23 protein-coding genes and 4 pseudogenes are annotated in these 25,994 nt (G+C 73.7%); 5 read left to right on the top strand and 22 right to left on the bottom strand.

All coding sequences use genetic code 11. The features are described 5' to 3' along the window. Nucleotides 1–4: 4 nt before the first annotated feature. From MXD57_RS09855 to MXD57_RS09795, 13 genes are all read right to left on the bottom strand, one after another. Nucleotides 5–703, bottom strand: a complete 699-nt coding sequence (locus tag MXD57_RS09855; RefSeq protein WP_250400945.1) for a response regulator — start codon at nt 701–703, stop codon at nt 5–7. Continuing rightward, nucleotides 700–2,040: a sensor histidine kinase gene (locus MXD57_RS09850; RefSeq protein WP_250400969.1), complete on the bottom strand. Its 1,341-nt coding sequence runs from the start codon at nt 2,038–2,040 to the stop codon at nt 700–702. The genes MXD57_RS09855 and MXD57_RS09850 overlap by 4 nt, the downstream gene beginning before the upstream one ends. A gap of 346 nt (nt 2,041–2,386) precedes the next feature. After that, a complete protein-coding gene (locus MXD57_RS09845; RefSeq protein ID WP_250400968.1) occupies nt 2,387–3,691 on the bottom strand; it encodes an acyltransferase family protein in 1,305 nt (434 codons plus the stop codon). Nucleotides 3,692–3,773: 82 nt separating this feature from the next. Beyond that, nucleotides 3,774–4,784, bottom strand: a complete 1,011-nt coding sequence (locus MXD57_RS09840; protein WP_250400944.1) for an alpha/beta hydrolase — start codon at nt 4,782–4,784, stop codon at nt 3,774–3,776. A gap of 137 nt (nt 4,785–4,921) precedes the next feature. After that, nucleotides 4,922–5,827: an alpha/beta hydrolase gene (locus tag MXD57_RS09835; RefSeq protein ID WP_250400943.1), complete on the bottom strand. Its 906-nt coding sequence runs from the start codon at nt 5,825–5,827 to the stop codon at nt 4,922–4,924. 195 nt (nt 5,828–6,022) lie between these two features. Beyond that, a complete protein-coding gene (gene kynU / locus MXD57_RS09830; RefSeq protein ID WP_250400942.1) occupies nt 6,023–7,225 on the bottom strand; it encodes a kynureninase in 1,203 nt (400 codons plus the stop codon). Next, complete coding sequence (locus tag MXD57_RS09825) at nt 7,218–8,066, bottom strand: tryptophan 2,3-dioxygenase family protein (RefSeq protein ID WP_250400941.1); 849 nt, start codon at nt 8,064–8,066, stop codon at nt 7,218–7,220. Before MXD57_RS09825 ends, kynU begins: the two co-directional genes overlap by 8 nt. A gap of 171 nt (nt 8,067–8,237) precedes the next feature. Continuing rightward, nucleotides 8,238–8,651 (bottom strand): DUF3151 domain-containing protein, encoded by a 414-nt coding sequence (locus MXD57_RS09820; RefSeq protein WP_250400940.1) that lies wholly within the window; start codon nt 8,649–8,651, stop codon nt 8,238–8,240. A 346-nt stretch (nt 8,652–8,997) separates the two neighbouring features. Continuing rightward, complete coding sequence (locus MXD57_RS09815) at nt 8,998–10,452, bottom strand: MFS transporter (protein WP_250400939.1); 1,455 nt, start codon at nt 10,450–10,452, stop codon at nt 8,998–9,000. A gap of 78 nt (nt 10,453–10,530) precedes the next feature. Continuing rightward, entirely contained in the window at nt 10,531–11,553 is a 1,023-nt protein-coding gene (fbaA, locus tag MXD57_RS09810) for a class II fructose-bisphosphate aldolase (RefSeq protein ID WP_250400938.1), read from the bottom strand. Between the two features lie 156 nt (nt 11,554–11,709). Further along, nucleotides 11,710–12,261, bottom strand: a complete 552-nt coding sequence (gene pyrE / locus MXD57_RS09805; protein WP_250400937.1) for an orotate phosphoribosyltransferase — start codon at nt 12,259–12,261, stop codon at nt 11,710–11,712. 10 nt (nt 12,262–12,271) lie between these two features. Beyond that, a complete protein-coding gene (locus MXD57_RS09800; protein ID WP_250400936.1) occupies nt 12,272–13,060 on the bottom strand; it encodes an aldose epimerase family protein in 789 nt (262 codons plus the stop codon). A gap of 45 nt (nt 13,061–13,105) precedes the next feature. Beyond that, complete coding sequence (locus MXD57_RS09795) at nt 13,106–13,894, bottom strand: SRPBCC domain-containing protein (protein ID WP_250400935.1); 789 nt, start codon at nt 13,892–13,894, stop codon at nt 13,106–13,108. Between the two features lie 177 nt (nt 13,895–14,071). Between MXD57_RS09795 and MXD57_RS09790 the strand changes: the two genes are divergently transcribed. Further along, entirely contained in the window at nt 14,072–16,357 is a 2,286-nt protein-coding gene (locus MXD57_RS09790; protein WP_250400934.1) for a SpoIIE family protein phosphatase, read from the top strand. A gap of 16 nt (nt 16,358–16,373) precedes the next feature. On the opposite strand, the gene MXD57_RS09785 is transcribed toward MXD57_RS09790, so the two are convergent. From MXD57_RS09785 to MXD57_RS09765, 5 genes and pseudogenes are all read right to left on the bottom strand, one after another. After that, nucleotides 16,374–17,999 carry a polyamine aminopropyltransferase gene (locus MXD57_RS09785; RefSeq protein ID WP_250400933.1) on the bottom strand — a complete coding sequence of 542 codons (1,626 nt, stop codon included), beginning with the start codon at nt 17,997–17,999 and terminating at the stop codon, nt 16,374–16,376. Between the two features lie 79 nt (nt 18,000–18,078). Then, nucleotides 18,079–18,624, bottom strand: a complete 546-nt coding sequence (locus MXD57_RS09780; protein ID WP_250400932.1) for a DUF2617 family protein — start codon at nt 18,622–18,624, stop codon at nt 18,079–18,081. A gap of 347 nt (nt 18,625–18,971) precedes the next feature. Continuing rightward, the gene (locus tag MXD57_RS09775) at nt 18,972–19,352 is read right to left on the bottom strand and encodes a hypothetical protein (protein ID WP_250400931.1); all 381 of its coding nucleotides are present in this window, start codon (nt 19,350–19,352) and stop codon (nt 18,972–18,974) included. A gap of 229 nt (nt 19,353–19,581) precedes the next feature. Continuing rightward, nucleotides 19,582–19,800: pseudogene (locus tag MXD57_RS09770) on the bottom strand (site-specific integrase); the annotation flags it as partial. A 98-nt stretch (nt 19,801–19,898) separates the two neighbouring features. Further along, nucleotides 19,899–20,044: pseudogene (locus MXD57_RS09765) on the bottom strand (putative protein N(5)-glutamine methyltransferase); the annotation flags it as partial. 440 nt (nt 20,045–20,484) lie between these two features. On the opposite strand from MXD57_RS09765, the gene MXD57_RS09760 reads away from it, so the two are divergent. Beyond that, complete coding sequence (locus MXD57_RS09760; RefSeq protein WP_250400930.1) at nt 20,485–21,405, top strand: hypothetical protein; 921 nt, start codon at nt 20,485–20,487, stop codon at nt 21,403–21,405. A 445-nt stretch (nt 21,406–21,850) separates the two neighbouring features. After that, nucleotides 21,851–23,041 (top strand): pyridoxal phosphate-dependent aminotransferase, encoded by a 1,191-nt coding sequence (locus MXD57_RS09755; protein WP_250400929.1) that lies wholly within the window; start codon nt 21,851–21,853, stop codon nt 23,039–23,041. A 558-nt stretch (nt 23,042–23,599) separates the two neighbouring features. Here MXD57_RS09755 and MXD57_RS09750 read toward each other — a convergent pair. Both MXD57_RS09750 and MXD57_RS09745 read right to left on the bottom strand, forming a co-directional pair. After that, nucleotides 23,600–23,863 (bottom strand): type II toxin-antitoxin system RelE family toxin, encoded by a 264-nt coding sequence (locus MXD57_RS09750; protein WP_045558184.1) that lies wholly within the window; start codon nt 23,861–23,863, stop codon nt 23,600–23,602. Further along, on the bottom strand, nt 23,856–24,125 hold the full coding sequence (locus MXD57_RS09745; RefSeq protein WP_005483715.1) for a type II toxin-antitoxin system Phd/YefM family antitoxin: 270 nt from the start codon (nt 24,123–24,125) through the stop codon (nt 23,856–23,858). The genes MXD57_RS09750 and MXD57_RS09745 overlap by 8 nt, the downstream gene beginning before the upstream one ends. Nucleotides 24,126–24,226: 101 nt before the next feature. Between MXD57_RS09745 and MXD57_RS09740 the strand changes: the two are divergent. Further along, nucleotides 24,227–24,664 (top strand): annotated as a pseudogene (locus tag MXD57_RS09740) (aminotransferase class I/II-fold pyridoxal phosphate-dependent enzyme); the annotation flags it as partial. 17 nt (nt 24,665–24,681) lie between these two features. Here MXD57_RS09740 and MXD57_RS09735 read toward each other — a convergent pair. Together MXD57_RS09735 and MXD57_RS09730 are read right to left on the bottom strand one after the other, a co-directional pair. Continuing rightward, nucleotides 24,682–25,032, bottom strand: a complete 351-nt coding sequence (locus tag MXD57_RS09735) for a hypothetical protein (RefSeq protein WP_250400928.1) — start codon at nt 25,030–25,032, stop codon at nt 24,682–24,684. Further along, entirely contained in the window at nt 25,029–25,514 is a 486-nt protein-coding gene (locus MXD57_RS09730; protein ID WP_250400927.1) for a prevent-host-death family protein, read from the bottom strand. Before MXD57_RS09730 ends, MXD57_RS09735 begins: the two co-directional genes overlap by 4 nt. A 54-nt stretch (nt 25,515–25,568) precedes the next feature. Here MXD57_RS09730 and MXD57_RS09725 point away from each other — a divergent pair. Then, nucleotides 25,569–25,895 (top strand): annotated as a pseudogene (locus MXD57_RS09725) (aminotransferase class I/II-fold pyridoxal phosphate-dependent enzyme); the annotation flags it as partial. Nucleotides 25,896–25,994: the final 99 nt, after the last annotated feature.

Here is a 25,994-nt window from a genome sequence, read left to right as displayed (position 1 = left end):
AGTACTACGGCCGCCCCGGGCGTCCCTGTCCGGACGGCCGCACCAGGCCCGACTCGTAGGCGAAGACGGCCGCCTGGGTACGGTCGCGCAGGCCCAGCTTCACCAGGATCCGGCCCACGTGCGTCTTCACCGTCTGCTCGGCCACCACCAGCCGCCCGGCGATCTCCGCGTTCGACAGGCCCTGCGCTATCAGCGTCAGCACCTCCGTCTCCCGCTCGGTCAGGTCGCCGACCCGCCGCATGAGCGGGGGCCGGGGCGCGCCGTCCAGCCGGGAGAACTGGTCGATCAGCCGGCGGGTGACGCCCGGGGCGAGCAGCGCGTCCCCGGCGGCCACCACCCGGACCGCCTCGGCGAGCTGGTCGGCCGAGGCGTCCTTCAGCAGGAACCCGGAGGCCCCCGCGCGCAGCGCCTGGTAGACGTACTCGTCCAGGTCGAACGTGGTCAGCACCAGCACCCTGATGTCCGGGTGGTCGGCGGTGATGCGGCGGGTCGCCTCGATGCCGCCCAGTTCGGGCATCCGGATGTCCATCAGCACCACGTCCGGCGCCAGTTCGCCGACCTTGGCGATCGCGTCCAGGCCGTGCACGGCCTGACCGACCACCTGGATGCCGGGCTGGGTGTCGAGCAGCACGGTGAAGCCCTGCCGGACCATCTGCTGGTCGTCGGCGATGAGTACGCGGATGGTGCCGGCGCCGCTCGTCATGGCGTCTGGTCTCCTGTCGTGGACGGATGGGGCGGGTCGGGTGGATCGAGCGCGTCGGTCCGGGAGGCGGGCGGGGTGCCCTCCCGGGGGAGGAAGGCCGCGACCGCGAAGCCGCCGTCCGCGGCCGCGGCGGCGGTGACGTGGCCGCCGAGCATCGCCGCGCGCTCCCGCATGCCGAGCAACCCGTGCCCGGCGCCCGGTGAGGGCGGTACGGGTCGGTGCGGGCGGGAGTTGGTCACCGCCAGCCGCAGTCCGTCCGGACCGTGCGCCACCTCGACGCGCACCTTCGAACCCGGCGCGTGCCGCAGGGCGTTGCTCAGCGCCTCCTGCACGATCCGGTACGCCGACAGCTCCACCCCCGGCGCGCAGGGCCGCGCCACGCCGCCGACCTCGGCGGTCACGTCCAGGCCGGCCGTCCGGGTGTTCTCGATCAGCGCGCCGAGCCGGTCGAGCGTGGGCTGGGGGGCGTCCGGTGCCGCACCGGTGCCGGGGTCGCCCAGGCCGTAGGGGTCCTCGGGGTTCTCCGAGCGCAGCACGCCGAGCACCCGGCGCAGCTCGGTGAGGGCCTCCAGCGCGTTCTGCCGGATGCCCGCGAGGTTCTCCACCAGTTCCGGCGAGGGGTCCGCGACGAGATGCGGGGCCACCTGCGCCTGGATGGAGATGACCGACATGTGGTGCGCGACCACGTCGTGCAGTTCCCGCGCGATGCGGCTGCGCTCCTCCAGCAGGGTGCGGCGGGCCCGCTCCTCGGCGGTGAGGGTGGTCTGCTCGACGAGTTCGGCGCGCGCCACCCGGCGGCCGCGCAGGGCGGCTCCGAGCACCACGACGACCGTGGACAGGACGACGGCGAGGACACCGGTGGGCTGGTAGCCCGCGCCGCCCCACACGCCCTGCAGGAGCCAGGTGACCAGCGCGGTCAGGGCCAGCGCCTCGGCCGAGACCCGGGTGCGCACGCGCAGCGCGAGCAGCAGCAGGACGAGCAGGTGGGCGATGAGCCCGGCCGCGGTCCAGGGCCAGGTGAACGACGTGTCGGGGACCATCGCCAGCCTGCCGTGCACCGCGACGGCGCCCACCACGGCCCCGGCCGTCGACAGCCACCAGCCGGCCACGGGCCGCCACAGCCCGAGCACGATCGCACCGCCCTGCGCGAGGGCGACCAGGAAGGCCGATCCGGGCTGCAGGTGCCCGTTGTCCCCGAGCTGGGCCGTGCCGCCGAGGGTGACGCCGAACGCGGCCAGGCACAGCAGGCCGTGCGGCAGCCAGCGCAGCCACACGGAGGCGGGCAGCGGATCCAGCCCGAAGTCCCACAGGTCGTCGTGCAGCATCCGCATCCGCATCCGCCACCACCGGCCCGCGCGCGGCACCGGTGCCGGGCGGCCCCCCGTCCCCGTCACGCGCTCCACCCTACGGTCTCTCCCGTGCTCCCCGGTGGATCAGCGCACGGCGCCGGACGCGGTGCGCCGCGAGGCGGCGGGGCGTCCTCGCGCCGGGCGTGTTCGGGCGGTCCGGCGACGCGGCGAGGTGCCGTGGCCGGTGTCGTGCGCCCGCCGGGGACCGCGGAGCGGCTCCCGGCGCCGGTCGCCGGTCTCGGCGCCGGGAGCCGCGGCGGGCGGGCGGCGCGGCGTCCGGTGCGTGCCGTGGGTCCTTCCGGGCGGGGACCGCGCGCGTGCCGGGCGGACGTCCTCATACCCGCCGTACCCGGGGTTTCGCCCGGTGCGGCGAGGGTGCCGGCCGGGCGTCGTGGGGCGGACGGGGGTCCGGCGGAAGGCCCTGGGGCCCGCCCGGGGGACGCCGGACCCGGTGGCCGGCGTCCGCGGTGTCCCGGTCCGTGACGCGGTGCACACGGACCACCGGGGACCGTCCGGACGCGCCGCCGCCCGCGGTACGGCGGGGGCGGGTGCCCCGCTCGCAGGAGCGGAACACCGCCCAGTACAGGGCGAGTACGGCGGTGAACACCGGGAGCCAGAGGAGCCGGGCCGCCACCCAGCGCAGACCGTCCGGGTGGGTGTGCAGGCCGGGAAGCCGGCCGGTCGCGAAGACGGCGGCCGTGGTGGTCATCAGGGCCGTCTGGTGCCACAGGAAGACGGTCATCGCGGACAGGTTGGCCAGGGCCACGGCCGCCCAGGCGAGCGGGCGGCGCATCGCCCGGCGCAGCCGGTCGCGCAGCAGCAGGGCCAGCCCGCACTGGGCCAGACCGAAGGTCACGGCCGCCAGTGTCGGCGGGTTGAGGTTGGAGACGGCGGCGCCCGGCACCCCGACCATGGACGCGGGGTAGCCCGCGCACGTCACCAGCAGGGCCGTGGCCGCCGCACCGCCCAGGAGCAGCGTCCAGGCCGCGCGGCGGGTCTCCAGCTCGCCACGGGTCCAGGCGGCGCCCAGGGTGTACGGCACCAGCCAGCCGGCCGCCACGTTCACCCAGCCCAGCCGGGGGCCGACGTGCAGGCCGAAGCGGAGGAGGTCCACGTGCAGCACGACCGCCAGCGGCCAGAGCGGGCTGAGCCGGACCAGCAGCGGGGTGGCCGCCGTGAGGGCGGCGAACACCAGCAGGAACCACAGCGGGGACAGGGCCAGCTTGACGAGCGTGTGCAGCGTGCCGAAGGGGGTGCCGGACAGCAGCAGGGCGGCGGCCGCCGCCGTCCACAGGGTGAGGAGCGCGAGCAGCGGCCGGAGCAGACGGGTCAGACGCCGGCCCAGCCACGCCCCGTACGACCGTCCCCGGGCCTGCGCCGAGGCGAGTGAGCGCGTCGCCACATGGCCGCCGACCAGGAAGAACACCGCGAGGGTCTGGAAGACCCAGGAGACGGGGGCCAGCCACGGCAGCCGCTGCAACGGGCTCGCCGAGTGCAGCGCGCCGTCCTGCGGGACGAGGGCGGTGACCAGCCAGTGGCCGAGGACGACACCGCAGATCGCGAGGGCGCGCAGTGCGTCGACGGCGCGGTCCCGGGAGGCGGGGGTGGCGGCGTCCACGCGGAGGACGGCCCGGCGCATCGCGTGCGGCAGGCGCGCCGTGCGGCGGCGCCGTGCCGGGGCGGGGCGGGCGGGAGCCGGGCGGCGGGGACCGGGAGTCCGCTCAGGCACGGGGCACCTCCGGGGTCTCGCCGAGGGTGATCCGGGCCAGGCCGGCGAGGGCGGCCGAGCCCGGCGTGAAGTAGCCGCTGTGGCCTGCGCCCGCGGCGTCGAAGACCCGCGCGCCGAAGGCCCGGGAGACCGGGTCGGTGCCGAAGCCGACCGTGGTGAACAGCAGACCGGCGCGTATGTGCGGTACGTGGCCGACCCAGTCGCCGCTGCCGCGCGCCGCCCACACCCGGGCGGGGGTGTGCAGCGCGGCGACGGTGCCGGCGCCGGTGCCGGGGCTGCCGACGAGGACGATGTCCGCGACGTCCAGGCCGTGCGCGGCCCGGCCGCAGACGACGGAGCCGTAGGAGTGGCAGAGCAGGGCGACGCGGGCGCGGGCGGGGGCGAGCGCGCGCAACCGCCCGGTGAGGGCGCGGAGCCGGGGCGCCGCTTCGTCGGCCCTGGCCGTCGTGGTCACCGTCGTGCTGACGGTGCCGGGGGTCCGGTAGCCGAGCCAGGCGACCACGGCGACACGGGTGCCGGCGGGGGCGCGGTGCGTGAGGTCGTCGTACAGGGCCGCCGCCGCCCGGTGGAAGCGGGCGTAGGTGTCGATCGAGGTGTCGGAGCCGGGTACCAGGACGGCGATCCGGTCGGCCCGGCGCAGCTCGCCGAGGACCTCGGTGACCCGGCCGGGGCCCCGGCCGTCGAAGGCGAGGAGGTCGCGGGTGGCGAGGGCGCGGTCGGCGGCGGCCCGGCGCTCGTCGCCGTGGGCCGCGGCCATGGCGGCGGCCTCGGCGGCGTTGGCGCGGTTCGCCGCGTAGACCGACCGCAGGGTGGCGGCGGTGGGCGGGGCCTGGGCGGCGGGGGGCGGGGCGGGGATCGCGCAGTGCCCGGCGGCGGTCAGGGCGGCGACCGTGGCCGCGGTGAGCAGCGCCTGGCACAGGATCCGGAACCTCCCCGGCCGCCGCCGGGCCCCGCGGGGCGACGGCGGGTGCGAACCGGTGGCGGGCGGCAGTGCGTGCCCCATGGTGGCTTCCCTTCGCAGAGCCCGGCCATCGGGCTTGTCCAGAAGGGAAGTTAGGAGCGGGCAGGCGTCACCGGCGTCCCGCCGGGGAGCTGTCCCGCGGGGTAGTCCTCAGGTACTACGGGTATGACCGGGGCCGTTCACCAGGCCAGTTGGGCGATCTCCTCGACCACCACCGCGCAGGCGTCCGTCGCCGGGTCGATCAGCGGGAAGTGCCCGACGTCCGGCAGCAGGGTCAGGCCCACCAGCTCACCCGCCTTCTCGGCGGCGTCCACGTACGACTCGGCCACCGGCTGCGGCACCACCAGGTCGGTACGGCCCTGGACCAGCGTCGTGGCGATGCCGTTCGGCAGGAGCAGCACGGGGTCGGCGCAGGGCCGGCGCTCGGCGAAGTGGTCGTGGCCGCCGAGGAGTTGCAGGGAGGCGTTGCCGCAGACGTCCAGCTTCTCCGCCACGTCGAAGTCGGCGATCGGGGCGAGGGCCACCACGCCGCGCAGCGGGGCGGGGCCCTCGGTGCGCCAGGGGGCGCCGGCGGGCAGGACATGACGGGCCGCGGCCCACAGGGCGAGATGGCCGCCCGCCGAGTGCCCGGTCAGGACGGTGCGGCGCGGGTCGGCCCGCGGGAGCGCCTCGCGGACCAGGCCCGGCAGGGCGTCCAGGGCGGCGGCGACGTCGTCGAAGGTGTCGGGCCAGCGGCCGGCCGGCGGGGTCGCGGCCTCGGTGGCGGGTCCGGCGCCCTGGCTCTGCGCCGGGATCAGGGGCTCACCGCCGCGCCGGTACTCGACGTTGGCCACGGCGAAGCCGGCGCGGGCCAGGTGGTCCGCGAACGGGGTGACGTGGCGGCGGTCGTAGCGGGCGCGCCAGGCTCCGCCGTGCAGGACGACGACCAGGGGTGCGCCGGAGGTGCCGGTCCGCGGGGCGTAGAAGTCGATCACCTGGTCGGGATGGTCGCCGTACGCGGCGGTCGCGTCGGGGTCGACCTCGGGGTGCGAGAAGGCCGACTCCTCTTCGGCGGCGGCGCGGGCTGCTGCGGCGTCGTCCGGCATGCTCCAACCTCTCAGCGGCGGAATGGGATCGGCGGGCCCGGCGGGTACGGGTCGGTACGCATCGGCGGCCGTTGGCCGGGACGGTATCAGGCGGGTGACGTGGGCGGACACGGGGATGTCAGGCAGGATGACCGGGACCGGGGCCGGCCGGCGGGGTGCCGCCGCGGATCGGCGGCACCCCGCGGTGTCACGCTGTCACCCGGTCCGGGCCAGCAGTTCTCCCAGTACCCGCGCCGCGCGTTCCGCGTCCGCGAAGCCCACGTACAGCGGGGTGAAACCGAAGCGGAGGACGTCGGGGTGGCGGAAGTCGCCCACCACGCCCCGCTCGATCAGCCGCTCCATCACCTCGCCCGCGTCGGGGCAGCGCAGGGCGATCTGGCTGCCCCGCTCCGCGTGCGGCCCGGGGGTCACGCACTCGACCCTCCCGGCCTCGGTGTACGCGGTGACGCACTCCAGGAAGAAGTCCGTCAGCGCCAGGGACTTGGCGCGGACCGCGTCGACCCGAACCCCGTCCCACACCTCGAGGGCGGCCTCCAGGGCCAGCATGGAGAGGATGTCCGGAGTGCCGACCCGGCCGCGCGTGGCGCCCGGCGCCGGAGCGAAGGACGCGCTCATGGCGAAGGGTTCGGCGTGTGAGGTCCAGCCGGGCAGGGGTGAGTCGAAGCGGTGCTGGAGCTCCCGGCGCACGTACAGGTACGCGGGCGAACCGGGGCCGCCGTTCAGGTACTTGTAGGTGCAGCCGACCGCCAGGTCGACCCCGTGTTCGTCCAGGCCCACCGGCAGCGCGCCCGCGCTGTGGCACAGGTCCCAGACGGCGAGGGCGCCCGACGCGTGGACCGCGGCGGTCAGGCCGGGCAGGTCGTGCAGCCGGCCGGTGCGGTAGTCGACGTGGTTGAGCAGGACCGCGGCGGTGCGGTCGCTCAGCGCGGCGGGCAGCTCCGCCGGGGTCACCGCGCGCACGGTGCGGCCGGTCATCCGGGCCGCCGACTCGGCGATGTAGCCGTCCGTGGGGAACGTGGTCGCGTCGACGAGGAGTTCGTCGCGGCCGGCGTCCGCCATTCGGACCGCCGCCACGACCGCCTTGAAGACGTTGACGCTGGTGGAGTCGCCCACCACGATCTGGCCCGGAGCCGCGCCGACGAGCGGGGCGATCCGCTCCCCGATCCGCTCCGGGGCCGTCCACCAGCCGCCTTCCTCCCAGGAGCGGATGCGCCGCTCGCCCCACTGCCTGCGGACCACGTCCGCGACCCGGTCCGGGACGTTCACGGGCAGGGCGCCGAGGGAGTTGCCGTCGAGATAGACCACGTCGTCCAGCACGAAGCGCCCACGCAGCGGGGCCAGTTCGTCGGCCGCGTCCAGTTCCTTCGCGCGCAGGGCGAGTTCGGGACGCTCAGACATGGGACCTCGCCGTCCACAGCTCGGGGAACACGTTCTTGCGGGCGCGCTTCTCCAGCCAGGCCACGCCCGCGGAGCCGCCCGTGCCGGCCTTCGCCCCCATCGCGCGGCGGGTGGCGACCAGGTGGTCGTTGCGCCAGCGCCAGACCAGTTCGGCGACGTCCGACAGGGCCTCGCCGAGACGGACGAGTTCGCCGTCCTGGTCGCCGGAGTAGACCGCGGCCCAGGCGGACTCGACGGCGTCCGAGTGCTCGTAGCGCCGGGAGACGTCCCGGTTCAGCACCGAGGCGGGGATCGCGTGGCCGCGCCGGGCGAGGAGGCGCAGGGCCTCGTCGTACAGGCTCGGTTCGTGCAGGGCCTTCTCGAGTTCCGCGTGCGCGCGGGGGGCGCCGCGGTGCGGGACCAGCATCGACGCGGACTTCTCCCCGAGCAGGAACTCCAGTCGGCGGTACATCGCCGACTGGAATCCGGAGCCCTCGCCAAGGGCGGCACGGTACGAGTTGAACTGCGCCGGGGTGAGCTGGCCGAGCGGCCTCCAGGAGGCGTTCAGCGCCTCCAGTTCGCGTACGGAGCGCTTCAGCGCGGCGATCGCGGTCGGCACGTCGTCCTGGCGCAGGGCCGCCGCGGCGGTCTCCCACTCGTGCACGACGACGGTGAACCACAGCTCCATGACCTGGGTCGTCACCAGGAACACCATCTCTCCGGGGTCGTCGGAGAGGGTGTGCTGGAGGTGGGTGAGCACGTCCGCCCGGACGTAGTCCTCGTAGGGCGTCGTACCCGCGAAGTCGAGATGCGGGGTCTCGGGCTCAGCGGCCTCGTGAGGGGGGCGAGCCTGTTGCGACATCGCTGTCTCCTGTTGTTGCTCCGGGTGGCGGTCCGCCCCTGCCGATGCCGGCACGGGGGCCCCGGTCCCCACCCGCATCCTCCGCAATCACTCCGGTCACGGCAAGGCCCGCCTGCTGCCAGACGGGCCACACAGGTGACTCCGCGGGTGCTGTCCGGCCGGTCGGGCCGGTCAGCCGAGGGTCTGGGCCGCCGTGGGCGAGGAGTCCTTCAGGAACTGGGCGCAGCGCTCGTACTCCTCCTGCTCGCCGATCGCCTGGGCGGCGCGGGCGAGGCCGTGCAGGGCGCGCAGGAAGCCGCGGTTGGGCTCGTGCTCCCACGGCACCGGGCCGTGGCCCTTCCAGCCGTTGCGGCGCAGGGCGTCCAGACCGCGGTGGTAGCCGGTCCGGGCGTAGGCGTACGACTCCACGACCGCGCCCCGCTCGAACGCCTCGTCGGCGAGCTGGGCCCAGGCGAGGGAGGAGGTGGGGTACTTGGCGGCGACGTCCGCGGGGGCGGTGCCGCCCGCGAGGAGTTCGCGGGGCTCCGGGTCGTCGGGGAGGTGGGTGGGGGGCGGGCCGCCGAGGAGGTTTTCATGAATCGTCATGGCTCCAGTCTGGCGCACGTGCCCGGCCGCGGCGGAGTCGTGCCGGGTGTCCTGCGCTCACCGGTGCCCGGCGCCGGTGCGTCGGGGGCCCGCGCCTCCGAGGTGCCGGGCGCCGGTGCGTCGGGGCCCCGCGCCTCCGAGGTGCCCGGCGCCGGTGCTCGGGCGGAGGGGCGTTCCGCTCGCCCGCGCTCGCGGGGTGCCGCCGCGCCCACCCGCGCCGCCCCGAGCGGCGCCCTGCCCGCGGCTGGGCGGCCCCGGTGCCTGAAAGGGGCGCGGGGAAGCGCGCGACCAACCCCTCCCCCAAGCCCCGCGGGCGAAGCACGACCGGGGATCCCCGTGCCCGCGGCTACGTCCGGCGCTCGGCCTCCAGCGGCGGAGCCGCGACACCGCAGAAGGTCCTGCACTCCGGGTGGCGGCAGCCGGCGGGCGGGCGCCGGATCAGAGTGAAGGCCAGCACCGCCCCCAGCACCAGCACCCCCGCGCAGATCGGCATCGCCCGGGAGAACGCGGCGTCGAAGGCCACCGGGGACCGGTACGCCTCCGGCCCCATACCCGTCAGCAGCGGCAGCGCGGCCACCGCGACCAGTCCCGCCGCCCGGGCCGCCGCGTTGTTGATGCCGCTGGCCAGGCCCGCCCGGGCGGTGTCGACGGAGGCGAGCACGGTGGCGGTCAGCGGGGCGACCAGGATGACCATGCCGGCGCCCATCACGAGCAGCGCGGGCAGGACGTCGGTCGGGTAGTCCGCGTCCACCCCCACCCGCAGCATCAGCAGCATCGCCGCCGCGCACAGCAGGGGTCCCACGGTGAGCGGCAGCCGCGGACCGGTGCGGTCGGCCAGGGCGCCCGAGCGGGCCGAGAACAGCAGCATCAGGACCGTGGTCGGCAGCAGGGCCGTGCCCGCCTGGAGGGGCGAGTAGCCCGACACCACCTGGAGCTGGAGCGCGGTCAGGAAGAAGAAGCCGCCGAAGGCCGCGTACACGCACAGCGTGACCAGGTTGACGGCCGTGAACCGGCGCGAGGCGAAGATGGAGGGCGGGAGCATCGGGTCCGCGCGGTGCTTCTCGGCGTACACGAAGGCCGCCGCCGCGGCCAGGCCGAGGACCGCGCTGACCGCCGCCCCCCACCCGCCGCCGCCCGCCTCGATCAGGGCGTACGTCAGCAGGGCCAGGGCGAGGGCCCCGAGGCCGGCGCCGAGGACGTCGAAGCGGCCCTTGCCGGGGCCGGCGGCGGACTCCGGTACGTGCCGCACGGCGATCGGCGCGCACAGCAGGGCGATCGGCACGTTGAGCAGGAACACCCAGCGCCAGCCGGGGCCGTCCACCAGCCAGCCGCCCAGGAACGGGCCGACGGCCGCGCCGACCCCGCCGAAGCCGGACCACAGACCGACCGCCCGGCTGCGGTCGTCGGGGTGGAAGGAGGCCTGAATGAGGGCGAGGGAGCCGGGGGTGAGCAGGGCGCCGCCGATACCCTGCAGGGCGCGGGCGGCGATCAGCACCACCGGGTCGGGGGCGAGGCCGCAGAGCAGGGAGGCGGCCGCGAACCAGACCACACCCAGCACGAAGACCCGCCGCCGGCCGTAGCGGTCCCCCAGGGAGCCGCCGAGCAGGATCAGGCCGGCCAGCGTGACCATGTACGCGTTGACCGTCCACTGCAGGGCGGCGAGGCCGGCGTCGAGGTCGCGGCCGATGGTCGGCAGCGCCACGTTGACCACGGTGGAGTCCAGCATCGCCATGCTGGAGCCGAGCACCGTGGTGAGCAGGATCCACTTGCCCTGGGACGAGCCCAGCCGGACATCGGGCATGTTCCAGGTATACAGCGGGCCCGGTGCCTAGGCACCGGGCCCGCCCGGGCCGCCGTACGCGACGTGGCCGTACGCGACTTACTTGATCTTGTTGCCCGCCGAGCGCAGGTTCTGCGTGGCCTCGACCACGCGCGCGGCCATGCTGGCCTCCGCGAGCTTGCCCCAGGTACGCGGGTCGTAGGTCTTCTTGTTGCCGACCTCGCCGTCGACCTTCAGGACGCCGTCGTAGTTCCTGAACATGTGGTCGGCGACCGGCCGGGTGAAGGCGTACTGGGTGTCCGTGTCGATGTTCATCTTCACGACGCCGTTCTCCAGCGCGGTGAGGATCTCCTGCTCCGTGGAGCCGGAGCCGCCGTGGAAGACGAAGTCGAACGGGGCGTCCTTGCCGAACCTGGCGGACACGCCGTCGGCCAGCTCCTTCAGCAGCTCGGGGCGGAGCACGACGTTGCCCGGCTTGTAGACGCCGTGCACGTTGCCGAAGGAGGCGGCCAGCAGGTAGCGGCCCTTCTCGCCCAGGCCCAGGGCCTCGGCGGTGCGGATCGCGTCCTCGACCGTGGTGTAGAGGGAGTCGTTGATCTCGTGGGTGACGCCGTCCTCCTCGCCACCGGTCGGGGTGATCTCGACCTCGAGGATGATCTTCGCGGCGCGGGCCTGCTCCAGCAGCTCCTGCGCGATCTCCAGGTTGTCGGCGAGGGTCTCGGCGGAACCGTCCCACATGTGCGACTGGAACAGCGGGTTGAGGCCCGCCTCGACGCGCTTGCGGGAGAGCGCCAGCAGCGGGCGCACGTACCCGTCGAGCTTGTCCTTCGGGCAGTGGTCGGTGTGCAGCGCGATGTTGACCGGGTACTTCTCGGCGAGGATGTGCGCGTACTCGGCGAGCGCGACGGCGCCGGTCACCATGTCCTTGCTGTACTGGCCGCCCAGGAACTCGGCGCCACCCGTGGAGATCTGGACGATGCCGTCGCTCTCCGCCTCCGCGAAACCGCGCAGGGCGGCGTTCAGGGTCTGGCTCGAGGTGACGTTGATGGCCGGGTAGGCGAACTTGCCTGCCTTCGCCCGGTCGAGCATCTCGTTGTAGACCTCGGGGGTTGCGATGGGCATGGTCCGCTCCTTGGAGTGTGCGGGTTGGGGTTCTGCGTACTACGGCCCTGACCTAGACCTTGGGTGTGACGTCATCGTCGTCCCCATCTTTCCAGACATGAACCGGTGCCAGGCGCTCCGGTCAAGCCACGGGCAAGTCCAGGTCAATTCCGGCCGTCAGTCCAGACCCAGTTCATCCTTCGAGAAGGCGAAACGGTACGGAACGCCCGCGCCGGCCTCGATCTTCTCCGCCGCGCCGGTGGCCCGGTCGACGATGGTCGCGACCGCGACGACCTCGGCACCCGCCTCGCGGACCGCCTCCACGGCGGCGAGCGGCGAGCCGCCGGTGGTGGAGGTGTCCTCCACCACGAGCACACGCCGGCCCGCGATCTCCGGTCCCTCCACGCGCCGCTGCAGGCCGTGCGCCTTGGCCGCCTTGCGGACGACGAACGCGTCGAGCCGCCTGCCGCGCGCGGCGGCCGCGTGCAGCATCGCGGCCGCGACGGGGTCGGCGCCCATCGTGAGACCGCCCACCGCGTCGAACCGGAGGTCCGCGGTCAGGTCCAGGAGCACCTGCCCGACCAGCGGGGCGGCCTCGCCGTCGAGGGTGATGCGGCGCAGGTCGACGTAGTAGTCGGCCTCGAGACCCGAGGAGAGGGTCACCTTGCCGTGCACCACGGCCTTGTCCTTGATCTGCTGCAGCAGCGCGCCGCGTACGTCGTCCGTCATGCCGCCCAGCTTAGAGGCGCCGCCAGGTCCAGGTGGTCGTCGCCTCCAGCGGCTCCAGCGGGGTGACCAGGCGCGGGAGGGTGTTCAGGCCGTTGGGCGGGCCGGTCTGCGGCTCGACGCAGACGGCCTCGGCCTGCTCGTCGTAGACGACCACCCACTCCTCGCGGCTGGCCACCTTCAGTTCGAGCTGCCCGGGCCAGGTGAGGGTGACGTCGACGCCGCCGGGCATGCCGAAGCAGTCGTCCCAGGGACCGGCCCCGGGGTCGACGCGGTTGCCGGTGGGCAGGTGGTCGGCGCCCCGCTCCTCCTGCCAGGCGGGCTTGAAGTCGAGCCGCGCGTCCGCGCCGCCGAGGCTGCGGTTGAACCAGGGGTGCCAGCCGATCTGCGCCGGGAAGGAGTCGTCGTACGCCTCCACGGACATGGTCAGGGTCAGGCTGTCCCCGGTCAGCGCGACCACCTGGGTGACCCGGCCGCGGTGCGGCCAGGGGTCGGTCAGGTCGTACGTGAGCACGGCCTCGTCCGCCGACACCCGGGCGGTGCGCCAGGCGCCGTCGCGCGCGGTGCCGTGGATCGCGTGCGGCGGGGAGTTGAGGGGCATCCGGCGGACGGTGGCGCCGTCCAGGAAGCGGCCCTCACGGATCCGGCCGCACCAGGGTGCCATCGGGAAGCAGCCGTAGCGCTCGCCCTGGCGCAGCAGCTCGACGCCGCCGATCCGGAGCCCACCGATGCGGCCGCCGTTGCCGGGCCGCACGCTCACTTCCGCGTCGCCCGCGGTCAGCGTGATGTCTTCGTTACTCACGTGACGACCCTACTGGGACGATCAAGAGGGCGTCCGGTCACCGCACTAGCGCCGGCGGCGCAGCGCGCGGCTCGCCACGATCGCGGAGGCCACGGCCAGGGCCGCCGCGGGCGCAGCCCAGCGCAGGATCTGATTGCCGGCGCCGCTCTGGGGGGCCGGCACGGGGGCGTAACGGCCGCGCGGGGGCGCGTGGTCGACCTCCTCCGCGCTGCGGCCGATCATCGTGCGGCGCGCGTGCGCGGCCTCGGCGGGCGGCGCGCCGCTGCCGTCGAAGCGGTCCGCCGGCAGGTCCGCGGTGGCGTCGTCCGCGGCGGGATCCGGAGAAGGCGCCGGGGAGGGGTCCGGGGCGGGCTGCGGGGCCCCGGTGCCGAAGACCGAGGCGGACTCGGGACCGGGCCCCCGGTCCGGGTTGTCGGGGCTGGCGGCCAGGCTCTCCACGAAGCGGTTCAGCAGCCGGGTCACCGCGGAGCTCACCGCGTCCGCGGGCAGCTCGGCGATGCGTCCGTCCGCCTCCGCGGTGCCCTCGACCGTGACCGTGGTGCCGTCGGCGGTGCCCTCGAGGCGCAGCGTGAGCGCGACCTTGGCCGCGCCGGTACCGCGGGCCTCGGCGGCCTCGCCGTCCACGGCGTAGCCGCCGTCCTCGCGGGGCGAGACGCGCAGCGCCCCGCGGTAGGTGACGGAGTGTCCGCCGACCCGCAGTTTCAGCCGTCCCGAGAGGGGTTCGGCACCGGCGTCCTGCTGGAGCCCGGGGACCGCCCGGGCGACCCGGGCGGGCTCGGCGAGCGCCTCCCTGAGCCGGTCGACCGGAACCGGAACGAAGACCTGGTGCTCCATGTCGGCTGAGCCTACCCAGTCCCGGCCGGAACGCACCCTCCCGTGCATCGGTGCCCGTGGAACCCGCTCCCGTGGCCGCCCGCGGACCCGGCGATGCCCCGATCGGCGGCAGCTTCCCGGCATCGGGTCGGTCCGGTGGGCGGCGCGGGCATGGATGGGGGCGGAGGTGTTGCCGCGATGCCCAGCGACGACCGGCTCATGCGTCTCGACGAGGCCGGACGGGTGCTCGAATGGCACCGTGCGGCCCGGGAGGCGTTCGGCCGGTCCGCCGAGGAGACCGTCGGGCGGACCGTGGGGTCACTGCTGCGCGGCGGCCCGGACGGCCGCGTCGGCCCGGACGTGCTGCGGCCCGTGCTGGTCAGGCCGGTGCTGACGGACGGCACGCTGGTGTGGGAGGTGAGCGCGGCGCCGGACGCCGCGTCCGGCCACGACCTCGCCGTCCTGCGGGCGATTTTCACCCAGTCACCGGTGGGCCTGCACGTGCTCGACGACCGGCTGCGCATCGTGCGCGTCAACACCGCGACCCACACGTTGCGCGACACCGCGGAGGACCGGCTGCTGGGCCGGGTCTTCTCCCGGGCGTACGGCCTGGCCGACCCCGAGCAGGAGGAGGCGGCGGCGCGCCGGGTACTGGAGACCGGCCGGGCCGAGCTGAACCGGATCGTGCGGGTCGTGCCGGCCGCGGCGGGCCGCGAGCACAGCGTCTACTCCGTCTCCTACGTACGTCTGGAGAACGCGCGCGGCGACGTCCTCGGCCTGGTCGCCTCCGCCATCGACATGACCGAGCGCGAACACGCCCTGTGGCGGCTGTCGGTGGTGGACGAGGTGCGGCGCCGGGTCGGCGAGCGGCTGGACGTGATCGCCGCCTGCCATGAGTTCGTGGACGCGGTCGTGCCGCGGTTCTCGGGCATCGCCGTGGTCGAGGTGGTCGAGGAGGTGGTGCGCGGGGAGGCGCCGCCCCTGGTCCCGGTCGGCCGTGAGGTGCCGCTGCGCCGGGCCGCGTTCCGGGGGGTGGTGTCGGCGTATCCGGTGGGCGAGGTGCGGCGGCTGCCCTACGGCACGCCGTTCTCGCGCGTGCTGACCGACCTGCGGCCGCGGCTGGTCAGGGTCGACGAGGACAGTCTGTGGCTCGGGGCCGACCCGCCGCGGGCCGACGCCATCCGGGCCTCCGGTGCCCACTCCCTGATCGTCGCTCCGCTGGCGCTGCGCGGCGAGGCGCTCGGCGTGGTCAGCTTCTACCGGCACCGGGAGGAGGAGCCCTTCGAGGAGGCGGACGTCGCCCTCGCCGCCGACGTGTGCGCGCACGCCGCGCTCTGCATCGACAACGCCCGGCGCTACGCCCGGGAGCGGACCATCGCCGCGACCGTGCAGCGCAGGCTGCTCCCCCAGCGGCCGGCCGTGCCGGACACGGTGGAGCTGTCCCACCTGCATCTGTCCGCATCGGAGGGAGGCGGCGCCTGGTTCGACGTGATCGGCATGGCCGGCTCGCGGACCGCGCTGGTCGTCGGCGAGGTGTCCGGTCACGGCATGGCCGCGGCGACCACCATGGGACAGCTCCGCACCGTCATCCACTCGCTCGTGTCCCTGGACCTGGCGCCGGACGAGCTGGTGGCCCGGCTGAGCGACACGGCGGCCCGCCTCGCCGCGGAACGCGCCGCGCTGCCGGCGGGCGACCCGCTGCACCGCGAACCGCTGACCGCGAGCTGCCTGATCGCCGTCTACGACCCGATCGATCTCACCTGCACCTTCGTGCGGGCGGGGCTCGCGGATCCGGTCGTGGTCCCGCCCGGCGGCGATCCGGCCGTCGTCTCCGTGCCCGCGGGACCGCTGCTCGCCGGCCCCGGCAACGCCCCGTTCCCGGCCACCACGATCGACCTGCCGGCCGGGAGCACGCTGGCGATCGGCACCCGCGTCCTGGCACGAGAGGTCCTCGCCCCGGCCGCTCCGCTGCGCGCCCTGTTCGACGAGCACGCCCACGGGCCGCTGCCCGACCTGGCCGACGCCATGGCCTACGCCGTCGGCGACGAGCAGCGCTCGCAGGACGCGCTGATGCTGTTCGCGCGCACCGCGGCACTGCCCGCCGAGCGGGTCTTCGGCCGCGCCCTGCCGCCGGGGCCCGAGGCCGCGCCGTTCGCTCGGGCGGAGGCCCGGCGCCGGCTGCGGGCCTGGGGGGTCGACCAGGAGGCCGCGTTCACCACCGAGCTGATCGTCAGCGAACTCGTGGGCAACGCCGTGCGCTACGGCATCCCGCCGCTGAACCTGCGCCTGATCTGCAACGGCGTGCTGACCTGCGAGGTCAGTGACGCCGCGATGTCCGCTCCGCACCTCAAGCACGCCCGCACCAGCGACGAGACCGGGCGCGGGCTGTTCATCGTCGCCACGCTGGCCGACGACTGGGGCACCCGGTACCAGGCGGAGGGCAAGACCGTGTGGGCCCAGCAGTCCCTGCACGACCGCCCGTGAGACACGGGCACCCCCGTCAGTAGCGCGGGTGCACCAGCGTGGACGCCGGCAGTCCCCTGACCCGGGTGGCGGCGGCCGCGCGCGCGTCGGCCGCCAGGTCGTCCCCGGTCAGGGTGCGGGGTGCGGGCCCTTCGCCGGTCAGCCGCAGCGGTGGTGCCGTAGCGCCCGGTGCCGCCAGCAGGAACCCCCAGTCCTGCGGGGCCCGGGAGGCGTCGGCCGAGCGGTCGGGGCCGGCCGGGAAGCCGGGGACCCGGTAGGGGGCGGTCGCGAAGCCGGCCGCCCGGAGGGTCGACGCCACCGTCCAGAAGGCACGGGGGCGGCCGGTGACCGGTCCGGCGTGCACCACCAGCCGCCCGCCGGTGGCGAGGGCCCGGCGGGCCAGGCCGTAGAACTCCTGGGAGTACAGCTTGGTGCTGGCGGTGACGCCGGGGTCGGGCAGGTCGGCGATCACGACGTCGTACGCCCCCGCCGGCGCCCCGCGCAGCCAGGTGAGCGCGTCCGCGGTCGCCGGACGCAGGCGGGGGTCGTCGTAGACGTGGCCGTTGAGTGCGGACAGGCCGGGGTCGCGGCGGGCCAGGCGGGTCAGGCCGGCGTCGGGTTCGACCAGGTCGACGCGGCGCACGTCGCGGTGGCGCAGCACCTCGTGGGCGGCGAGGCCGTCACCGCCGCCGAGGAGGAGCACGCGCGTGTGCGGGCCGCTCAGCGCGGGCTCGACCAGGGCTTCGTGGTAGCGCCGTTCGTCGCCGCCACCGGCCCTGAGCCGGCCGTCCAGGAAGAGGTCGAGGGGCCGGCCGCCGGTGCCGCCGGCGAGGACGACCTCCTGGACACCGGTCCGCACCGCGACCCGGACGTCCTTGCCGTAGACCGCGTGCCGGGCGGCGCGTTCGAAGTCGTCGGCGAGAGCGGCCGCGGCGGCGAGGACGCCGAGCGCGGTGAGGCCTGCCAGCAGCAGGGTCCAGCGGGCCCGGCGGCTCAGGTCGCGGCGGAACAGGCCGAGCACCAGGGCGCCCCCGGCGATCACGTTGACCGCGCCGGTGAGCAGCGCCGCCGTGAGCTGGCCGAGGAACGGCAGCAGCAGGAACGGGAAGGCGAGGCCTCCGACCAGCGCGCCCACGTAGTCGGCGGCGAACACGTCGGCGACCGCGCCTCCCGCGTCCTGGCGGCGGATGCGCTGGATCAGTTCCATCAGCAGCGGCACCTCCGCGCCCACGAGCAGCCCGATGGCGAGGGAGAAGGCGACGAGCAGACAGCGCGGGCCGTCGGCCCAGATCCCGCCCCAGCCACCGGTCCAGGCGAACACCGCGTACAGCGCCATCGCGCTGCAGCCGCCGACCAGGGCGAGCGCGATCTCGATCGCGCCGAACCCGGCGGCCGCGTGCCAGCGCAGCCGCTTGGCCGCGAGGGAGCCGATGCCCATCGCGAACACCATCACGGACAGCACGACGGAGGCCTGGGTGACCGAGTCGCCGATCAGGTAGGAGGCGAAGGCGACGAGTTCCAGTTCGTACACCAGCCCGCAGGCCGCGCAGACGAAGACGCACACCAGCACCAGGAACCGTCCGGTGCCGGGCCGGACGGGCAGCCGTACGGGGGCCGTCCAGGGCGGGACACCCAGCGGAGCGGGAGCGTGCGGATCGATCACGCTGCGACGTTACGTCACTCGCTCGGTACGCTTCGTCACCCACACGTGTGGAACTCCGCGCAGTTGACGCATTACTGGTTTACGCCGCGTGGAAGGCGTGCGGTCCCGGCCGTCCGGCCGGGACCCGCGCCCCGACCCGGGTCCGGGTCGCCACCAACTGGCCGTCCTGCGGATAGGCGTGCCAGGTGCGCCAGTGGACCTGGCCCTCGCGCCACTGGGCCAGCAGCGCGGTGAAGGCGTGCGGGCTCCCGGGGAAGACGCCGGCGAGGCCGTGCGGGTGGTCGGAGACGAGCGCCAGCAACTCCTGGGCGCGGCCCTCGAACGAGCCCGGCGCGAGCAACTCGACGCGCGCCGCGAACTCGTACTCCCAGTCGTCGACGCGCTTGGCCACGCCCAGCGGCAGCGGGGTGCTGGACCCGGGGATGCACGCGACCGTCTCGGAACATCGCCCCCGCTCCTCCTCGACCAGCACCTGGTGGGACGCGCCGAGAAGCCGCAACTGCAGGCTGGCGCCGCCGAGTTCCAGGTCGAGCGTGGCCAGCGCGGGCAGCGGCTCGCGGCCGAGGGCCCAGGCGAGGTCGGCGGCACGGGTATCGGTGTAGGAGGTGTTCAGGGTCGTGAGCATGGGTCGGCTCCGCTAACGAACAAGGAGGGGAGTTCGGCCTTGTCAGCCCAGTCAGCCCGGCCGGTGGGGGCGACTGCGGGAGTCCGAGGGCTGTGTCGGTGAGCAGGACGGCCGCATTGGTGAATTAGAGGGAATCATGAACAGTGGTGCCACCACAGCGTTTTTACCCAAGTTCGTGGGGTTTCCATCCCTCAGAGGGCTCCACAGCTCAACTGTTCAACTACGACGTGCGCGGGGCGCCGGCCCGGGGAGCGCCCGGCCGCCCGCCGGACCGGTTCCTCCCGCGGGCGCGCGGCCCGGGGGGAGCCGGCCGCCCCGTGTCGGCCGCCTCCCCCGCTCGCGCCCCGTCAGCTTCCGCCCCCGCAGCCGCCGCCACCGCACGAGGAACCCCCGCCGCACGACGAGCCGCCGCCGCACGAGGAGTGCCCTCCGCCGCAGGAGTGGTGACCACCGGAGTGACCTCCGCCGTCATGGCCGCCGTGATGGCCGCCGTGATGGCCGCCGGACGACGAACCGCCGTCCGCCGCGCCCGCGACCCACCAACTGGCGCCGCTGTCGTGCGACGACGAGGACGACGGGTACCTGGTGCGGGACGAGCGGGACCGGCCGGTCGAACGGGCCTTGTTCTTCCTCAGGTCCGGGCCCCTGTTCCGGTCCCGCTTCCTGCTCGCCGCCACCCCCGCGATGACCAGCAGCGCGAGCAGAGCCAGGCCGAATCCGATCTCCATGGCGCCCCCTCCTTCCTCTCCCCGCGAAGCGACCCCCCGTGGGCGCCTCGCCGGCACCGCCTCTCGTGCGGTGCCCGGGGGATGCCCGGCCGCCGACCGCGCCAAAGCGGAGTTGAGGAACTTCAGAGCCTTCTCACGGAGGCATGGCCCTGACCTGCACAGAAGGACAGTTCAGGGGCCGTCCGTGGATTACTGGGCCGCCTGTGGGCCGTGATCTTCCGGTCGGTGTACGACCGCGCGTCGTGTCCGTCCCGACGGCGCTGAGCCACTTCTCAGCGAGACGCTTCTTTCCGTCCGGGAAGCTCTTGGACTTCTCGGTGCCGTCGGGACCGACGTCACGGGCCCGGTAACGCGGGCCGGACCCGTGGCGGTCGCTCTGGACGCGGACGGACTTGCCTGCGGAGTCGGTCTCGGTCTTGAACCAGCGGTCCTGGATGTGGCCTGCCAGGTGGGGCGTAGTCCCTTCGGAGCACGGAACGGGGAGGACCACGGTGTGGCCCTCCCCCGGGGCTCATCGCCCGGGCGCCGGAACTGGCACGGGCCCTGCTCTCTGCGCCCGATCACCACATGGGCGTACAGCTCCTCGGACTCCGTCAGACGGGTCATCAGACCGACGCGGGTGAAGTCTGCACCGCCGCCTGCGCCCGGTGCTCGCCGGTCTCACTCAGCAGGCAGCCGCCGGGCGCGAGCCACCCGCTGTCGGGCAAACCGTCCCGACATCACTCGATGAAGCCCAGTACCTCGGAAGGAGCATTCGTTCTGGCGTACGGGTGATCTGGAGGTGAGTGCGTGCAGCAGCAGGTGGGATCGGTCAATAGACCGGGCGTAACTGCGCCGCCCCGAGCCATCGCGTCAGGTGATGACGGACCCGTCGGCGGCCCGATCACACGGAGCTGCCATGCATGATTCCGATACATCAGTGGCGAGACCCGCCGCGGACTTCGCGCCCGCCACAACGGCCCCCGGGGCCAGGAGCCGAACGTACCGGAGTTCGGTCGCACTCCTGGCATGCTGCGGGGCCCTGGCTCTTCCGGTCACCGCGGCGACGCCCGCCGCGGCAAGCACCGTCGCCGCCGCCCGTGCGGCGACCCTCGTGCCCTGTGGCGACGTCCAGGCATTGAACGCGGCGATCGTGGCCGGCAACGCCGCCTCCGGTCCCTTCTTCATCACCCTGGCACCGGGGTGCACCTACACACTGAGCAGCCCGTTCGCCGGGAACAACGGACTGACGCGTGTCACCGGGAACATCACGATCTCCGGTCTGGGGACGTCCGTCGTCCGCAGTACCACGTCCACCAGCGACTTCCGCGTCATGGAGGTGGATTCCAGCGGCTCCCTCACTCTCAACAGCATCACCGTCGCAGGCGGCAAGGCCTCCCTCGGCGGTGGGATCGAGAGCAGCGGCGCGCTGACACTCAACGGCAGCACCGTTCGCGACAATTCCGCCTCCTTGGGTGGCGGCCTGGCCGTCCTCGGCGGCAGACTGACGCTGAGCGGCAGCGCCGTGCGCCACAACACTGCAACGAACTTCGGAGGAGGCATCGCCACCGGGGGGCCCAGTGTCACGCTCGTGCTGCGCGCCAGCGGGATCGACAACAACACCGCGACCGGTTTCGGCGGCGGGATCGGGATCGGCGCCCCGGACAACACGGTGAGCATGTCCGGGGGAAGCCTCGCGCGCAACACCGCCACGAGCGGAGGCGGCTTCTTCGGCGGAGCCAACGACACCGAGACCGATTTGACGGGCGTGACCGTCAAGGACAACCGGGTCACAAGCTCTATCGGCGGCGGCGGCATTCTGAACGAGGGTCCGCTGAAGATGATCGGCGGAGCCCTCCGCAACAACAAGTCGGTGGCAGGACCGGGGGGCGGCCTGCGCAATGTGCAGATGCCCGCAACCCTCACCGGCGTCACCGTCACCGGCAACTCCGCCACGGACGGCGGGGGTGTCTTCGTCGATTCGGGACCGGTCACTGCCGTCGGCAGCTTCTTCGCCTCGAACAACCCGAACAACTGCGCACCGGCCGGCGCTGTCGCCGGCTGCTCCCATTGACGCCCAGGCCGTCACGACCCTGGTGGGCATCGACGACGCTGTCCGGCCCACCGGCCCACCGGCCCACCCGCAGCGGGCGGGCCGGTGGGCAGCCCGCTGCGGGGCTGGGACAAAGGCGGCCGCCGCACCGTCGCCTCGAGCCGTGGCGCGGCATCGCCACCGGCTACGACAAGACCGCCGAGTCCTACCAGGCAGCCGTCACCCTCGCGTCCCTGCTGATGTGGGCGTGACATCTGACGACAACTCCCAGTCCGGACCCTGCCGACGTCGAGGGCCGTGGTCCGGCGCCACCCGGGCCGCCCCTGGGCCGTCCGAGCCCGGCCGACGCCGACAGATGACGACGGTCGACACCGGCTCTCTCCCGGCTCAGAGACGGTGCCCGCCGCGTCGCTGCATGCGCTCAGCCCCAAGGCAGTGTTGAGGAACTCCGGAGCTTGGGCGCAGGATGACCGGCATGACCTCCAGCGCGCGCCCGCACCTCAACCGCCGTCTGGCGGAGTTCGGCACGACGATCTTCGCCGAGATGTCCGCCCTCGCCGCGTCGACCGGCGCCATCAACCTGGGACAGGGCTTCCCCGACACCGACGGCCCCGAGCAGATCCGGGAGGCCGCGGTGCGCGCGCTGCGCGACGGGCGCGGCAACCAGTACCCGCCGGGCCCGGGCGTCCCCGAACTGCGTGCCGCGATCGCCGCGCACCAGCTCCGGCGCTACGGGCTGTCGTACGACCCCGACACCGAGGTGCTGGTGACGGCCGGCGCCACGGAGGCCATCGCGGCCGCCCTGCTGGCGCTGCTGGAGCCCGGCGACGAGGTGGTGGCCCTGGAGCCGTACTACGACTCCTACGCGGCGAGCATCGCGATGGCGGGCGGCCGCCGGGTGCCGGTGACGCTCCGGCCGCACGCCGGCGCCTTCCGCCTGGACCTGGACGAGCTGCGCGCGGCCGTCACGGACCGCACCCGCCTGCTGCTGATCAACACCCCGCACAACCCCACCGGCACGGTCCTCACCCGGGAGGAACTGGCGGCGGTCGCCGAACTGGCGGTGGAGCGGGACCTGCTGGTGGTGACGGACGAGGTCTACGAGCACCTGGTCTTCGACGACGCCGAGCACACGCCGCTGGCCTCGTTCCCCGGCATGCGCGAGCGCACGGTCACGATCGGCTCCGCCGGCAAGACCTACTCGTTCACCGGCTGGAAGGTCGGCTGGGTCACCGGCGCCCCCGGTCTCGTCGCCGCCGTCCGCTCGGTCAAGCAGTACCTGACGTACGTGGCGTCCGGCCCGTTCCAGTACGCGGTCGCCGAGGCGCTCGCCCTGCCCGACTCGTACTTCACCGCCTTCCGCGAAGACATGCGGGCCAAGCGGGACCTGCTGGCGGCGGGGCTGACGGACGCGGGCTTCGAGGTGTTCAGGACGGCCGGCACGTACTTCATCACCACCGACATCCGCCCGCTCGGCGAGACCGACGGTTTCGCCTTCTGCCGTTCGCTGCCGGAGCGCGCGGGCGTCGTCGCCATCCCGAACGCGGTCTTCTACGACCACCGTGAGGCCGGTGCCCCGTTCGTGCGGTTCGCGTTCTGCAAGCGGACCTCGGTGCTGGAGGAGGCGGTGGGACGTCTGAAAGCGCTGGCGGGCTGACGACAGGCCCCGGGTGCCGTCCACGAAACGAGGGCGGGCGTTTCCCAGCAGTTCCGAGCTCCGGACGTCGTCTTCCGTCAGCTGGGCAGGAGCGTCGTACTCGACCAGAACGTGGACCGCACGTTCGGCTCCGGCAGCGTCTGCCTCGAACAGTCGGGGCCATTCGGCTTGCTCGTCGGCCGAGCGACCTCGGACTTCTCCACGCACGGGGTGACGCTCAGATGGGCCTGGCCGTTCGGCCCGATCAGCACCTCCAGCCGGAACCCGTCCCGAGTCTCGAAAGTGGCCGAAGGCCGTTCCTGGCTCGTCGACGCGCTGCCTGCCGCGCCGCATCCGGGAAGAACCAGCACCAGCGCGGCAGCCGCTGCAACCCTCGCCCTCATCGTGGCGTGTCCCTCACGACGTATCCGCACGTCGCCCTTCCTGCGGCACGGTCTCCCCTCTCACTCCGGTCAGCCCGGCACCTGCATCGTCTGTGGTGCAGGCTGTTACGGGCCCGGCCTCTTCACCGATCCCGTGCTGGATCGTCTGCATATTCTGACCCGATGCCAGGAGTGTTCAGGTGTCGTAGACGGTGGAGCGATGCCCGACGTGTACGACCCACACCACCAGCTCGCCGTTGTCGATTGTGTAGATCACGCGGTAGTCGCCTACCCGTAGGCGGCGCCGGTCGGGCTGGGAGACGAGGGCCGTGGTGTTGAACCCCATCGGGTCGCTCTCCAGCTCAGTCAGCTTGGCCAGAATGCGGAGGGCCATGTCTCGCGGGACCTTGCGGAGTTCGGCCTGAGCCTCGGCCCGGAAGACGGTGCGGTACTCACTCACTGCGCGCCAGCGTCTCCCTCATGATGTCCTCGATCGGGATGCCGGGTGCCGGGTTGGTCATGCGCTCGTCGATGATCCGGTTGATCTCGCGCTCTTCCCACTCCTGGTACTTGCGCAGCACCTCGATGGACACCACGGCGGCGACCTGCTTGCCGCGCCGGGTGATGACGGTAGGTACGTCGTCCCGGTCGGCCCGCTCCACGACCTCGGCCAGGTGTGCCCGGACATCGCGGATCGACTCTATGGGCATGGGCTGCGTCATGCACCCAAGGGTACCGAGTGTCTCATGTGTACACAACAGCTCACTGTCTCTCGAGTGTGCAGCCCCGTGGGCCCTCACGCGAATAAGTGCGCGAACGAGGCGTCGCCTGGGTCACCGGCTCTCCCGAACTCGTCACCGCCGTCCGCTCGGCCAAGCAGTTCCTGACGTACGTCGCCTCCGGGCCCTTCCAGTACGCCGTGGCCGAGGCCCTGCGCCTGCCCGACGCGTACTTCGCGGATCTCCGCGCGGACATGCTGGCCAAGCGGGACCTGCTCGCGGGCGGCCTGGAGCAGGCGGGCTTCAAGGTCTTCCGCCCCGCCGGCACGTACTTCATCACCACCGACATCCGCCCCCTCGGCGAGACAGACGGCTTCGCCTCCTGCCGCGCCCTTCCCGAACGCTGCGGGGTGGTCGCGATCCCCAACGCGGTCTTCTACGACCACCGCGAGCAGGGCGCACCCTTTGTTCGCTTCGCGTTCTGCAAGCGGACGGGCGTGCTGGAGGAGGCCACGCGCCGTCTCAAGTCACTGGGCGCATAGGGCCCTGGGCCGTCGGGCTATTCGGTGTCCTTCGGGTGTCGCGGAGAGGCGTACACCAGGATCACAGTCGAGGTATCCGGACTGACCAGGTAGCGAACCCGGCCGCCGCTGGTGATCTCGCACTCCCACTGCTCCAGCTCGGAGCCCTTCCATTCCCTGGTGGCGTGCCTGCCGCGGAGCTGGTGCTGGCGGTTCCAGTTGGCCCGCGACAGCGGGTCCGTGCGAAGGGCTTCCAGGCAGCGATGCGCGTTCGGCAACGCCACCCGGCACAGCTCCTCCCAACCGGTTGCTGCCTCCGTCGTCCCGTGGATGACGTTCCAGCCGCTCAGCGGTGGGACGCTGACCCGATCGCCCTTCTTCGGGCTCACCCGTGCACCTCGACCGGGCCGAGGTCGACGCCACCGAGCGGACGGAGTGCTTCCCTGAGCTGGTCAGGGTCGGCGTTGATGCGGGCAGTTGCCCGCCACGAGACGATCGCTCGGTGCACAGCCTCCCTGGCGCCCAGCTCAGCGGCGTCGGACAGCGCATCCAGGAGCTCGATGGTGAATTCCCGGACTTCTTCGTCGTCCAGGTGGCGTACCCACGGGAACACCTCAGGCAGCGCGAGCAGAAGCGACCTGGCGCCACCGTCCTGCTTCATCAGGGCAAGGAACAGTCGGGACGCGGTGGTCAGGTTTTCTTCGCTGCGCTCTGCGTGTATGGCCGTGGTCAGCACCATGTCGGGCGCGTCTCGGTGCGTGACACGCAGGCATCCCAGGGCGGCGGCCCTCGCGGCGACCGCCTTCGGGTTCCGAGACAGATCGGTGAACGAGACGGATTCCGATTCGGATACCGAGTGCACGATGCTCATACTCAGACTGTACTCTGACTACGCTCTGATTTCCAGGCCGGGACGGCAGCCGGCCGCCTGCCGGACGCGTACTTCGACAGCTTCCGCGCCGACCTCCGCCGCAAGCGCGACCTGCTCGGCGACGGCCTGCGGGCAGCCGGGTTCGAGGCCTACCAGCCCCAGGGCACGTACTTCATCACCACCGACATCACCCCCTTCGGCGAGAAGGACGCCTACGCCTTCTGCCGCGCCCTCCTCGAACGCTGCGGCGTCGTCGCCATCCCCAACTCGGTCTTCTACGACGACTCCGACGCGGGCCGCAGCCAGGTCCGCTTCACCTTATGCAAGAGGAACGACGTCCTCCACGAGGCCACCAGCCGCCTGCAACACCTCGCGTCCTGAACTCACGCCGCCTCTGGGATCGCTCGAAGCACGCGTCCTCGTCGGCAAGCTCGACTGCTGCCTGGTCGACCGGGACACAGGTGATCGGCAGCCACATCA

It is taken from the genome of Streptomyces cellostaticus (genome assembly GCF_023630175.1).
GTDB lineage: Bacteria > Actinomycetota > Actinomycetes > Streptomycetales > Streptomycetaceae > Streptomyces > Streptomyces cellostaticus_A.
Note: the sequence above shows the minus strand (reverse complement) of the source record. Positions and strands in the feature narration are given on the sequence as shown.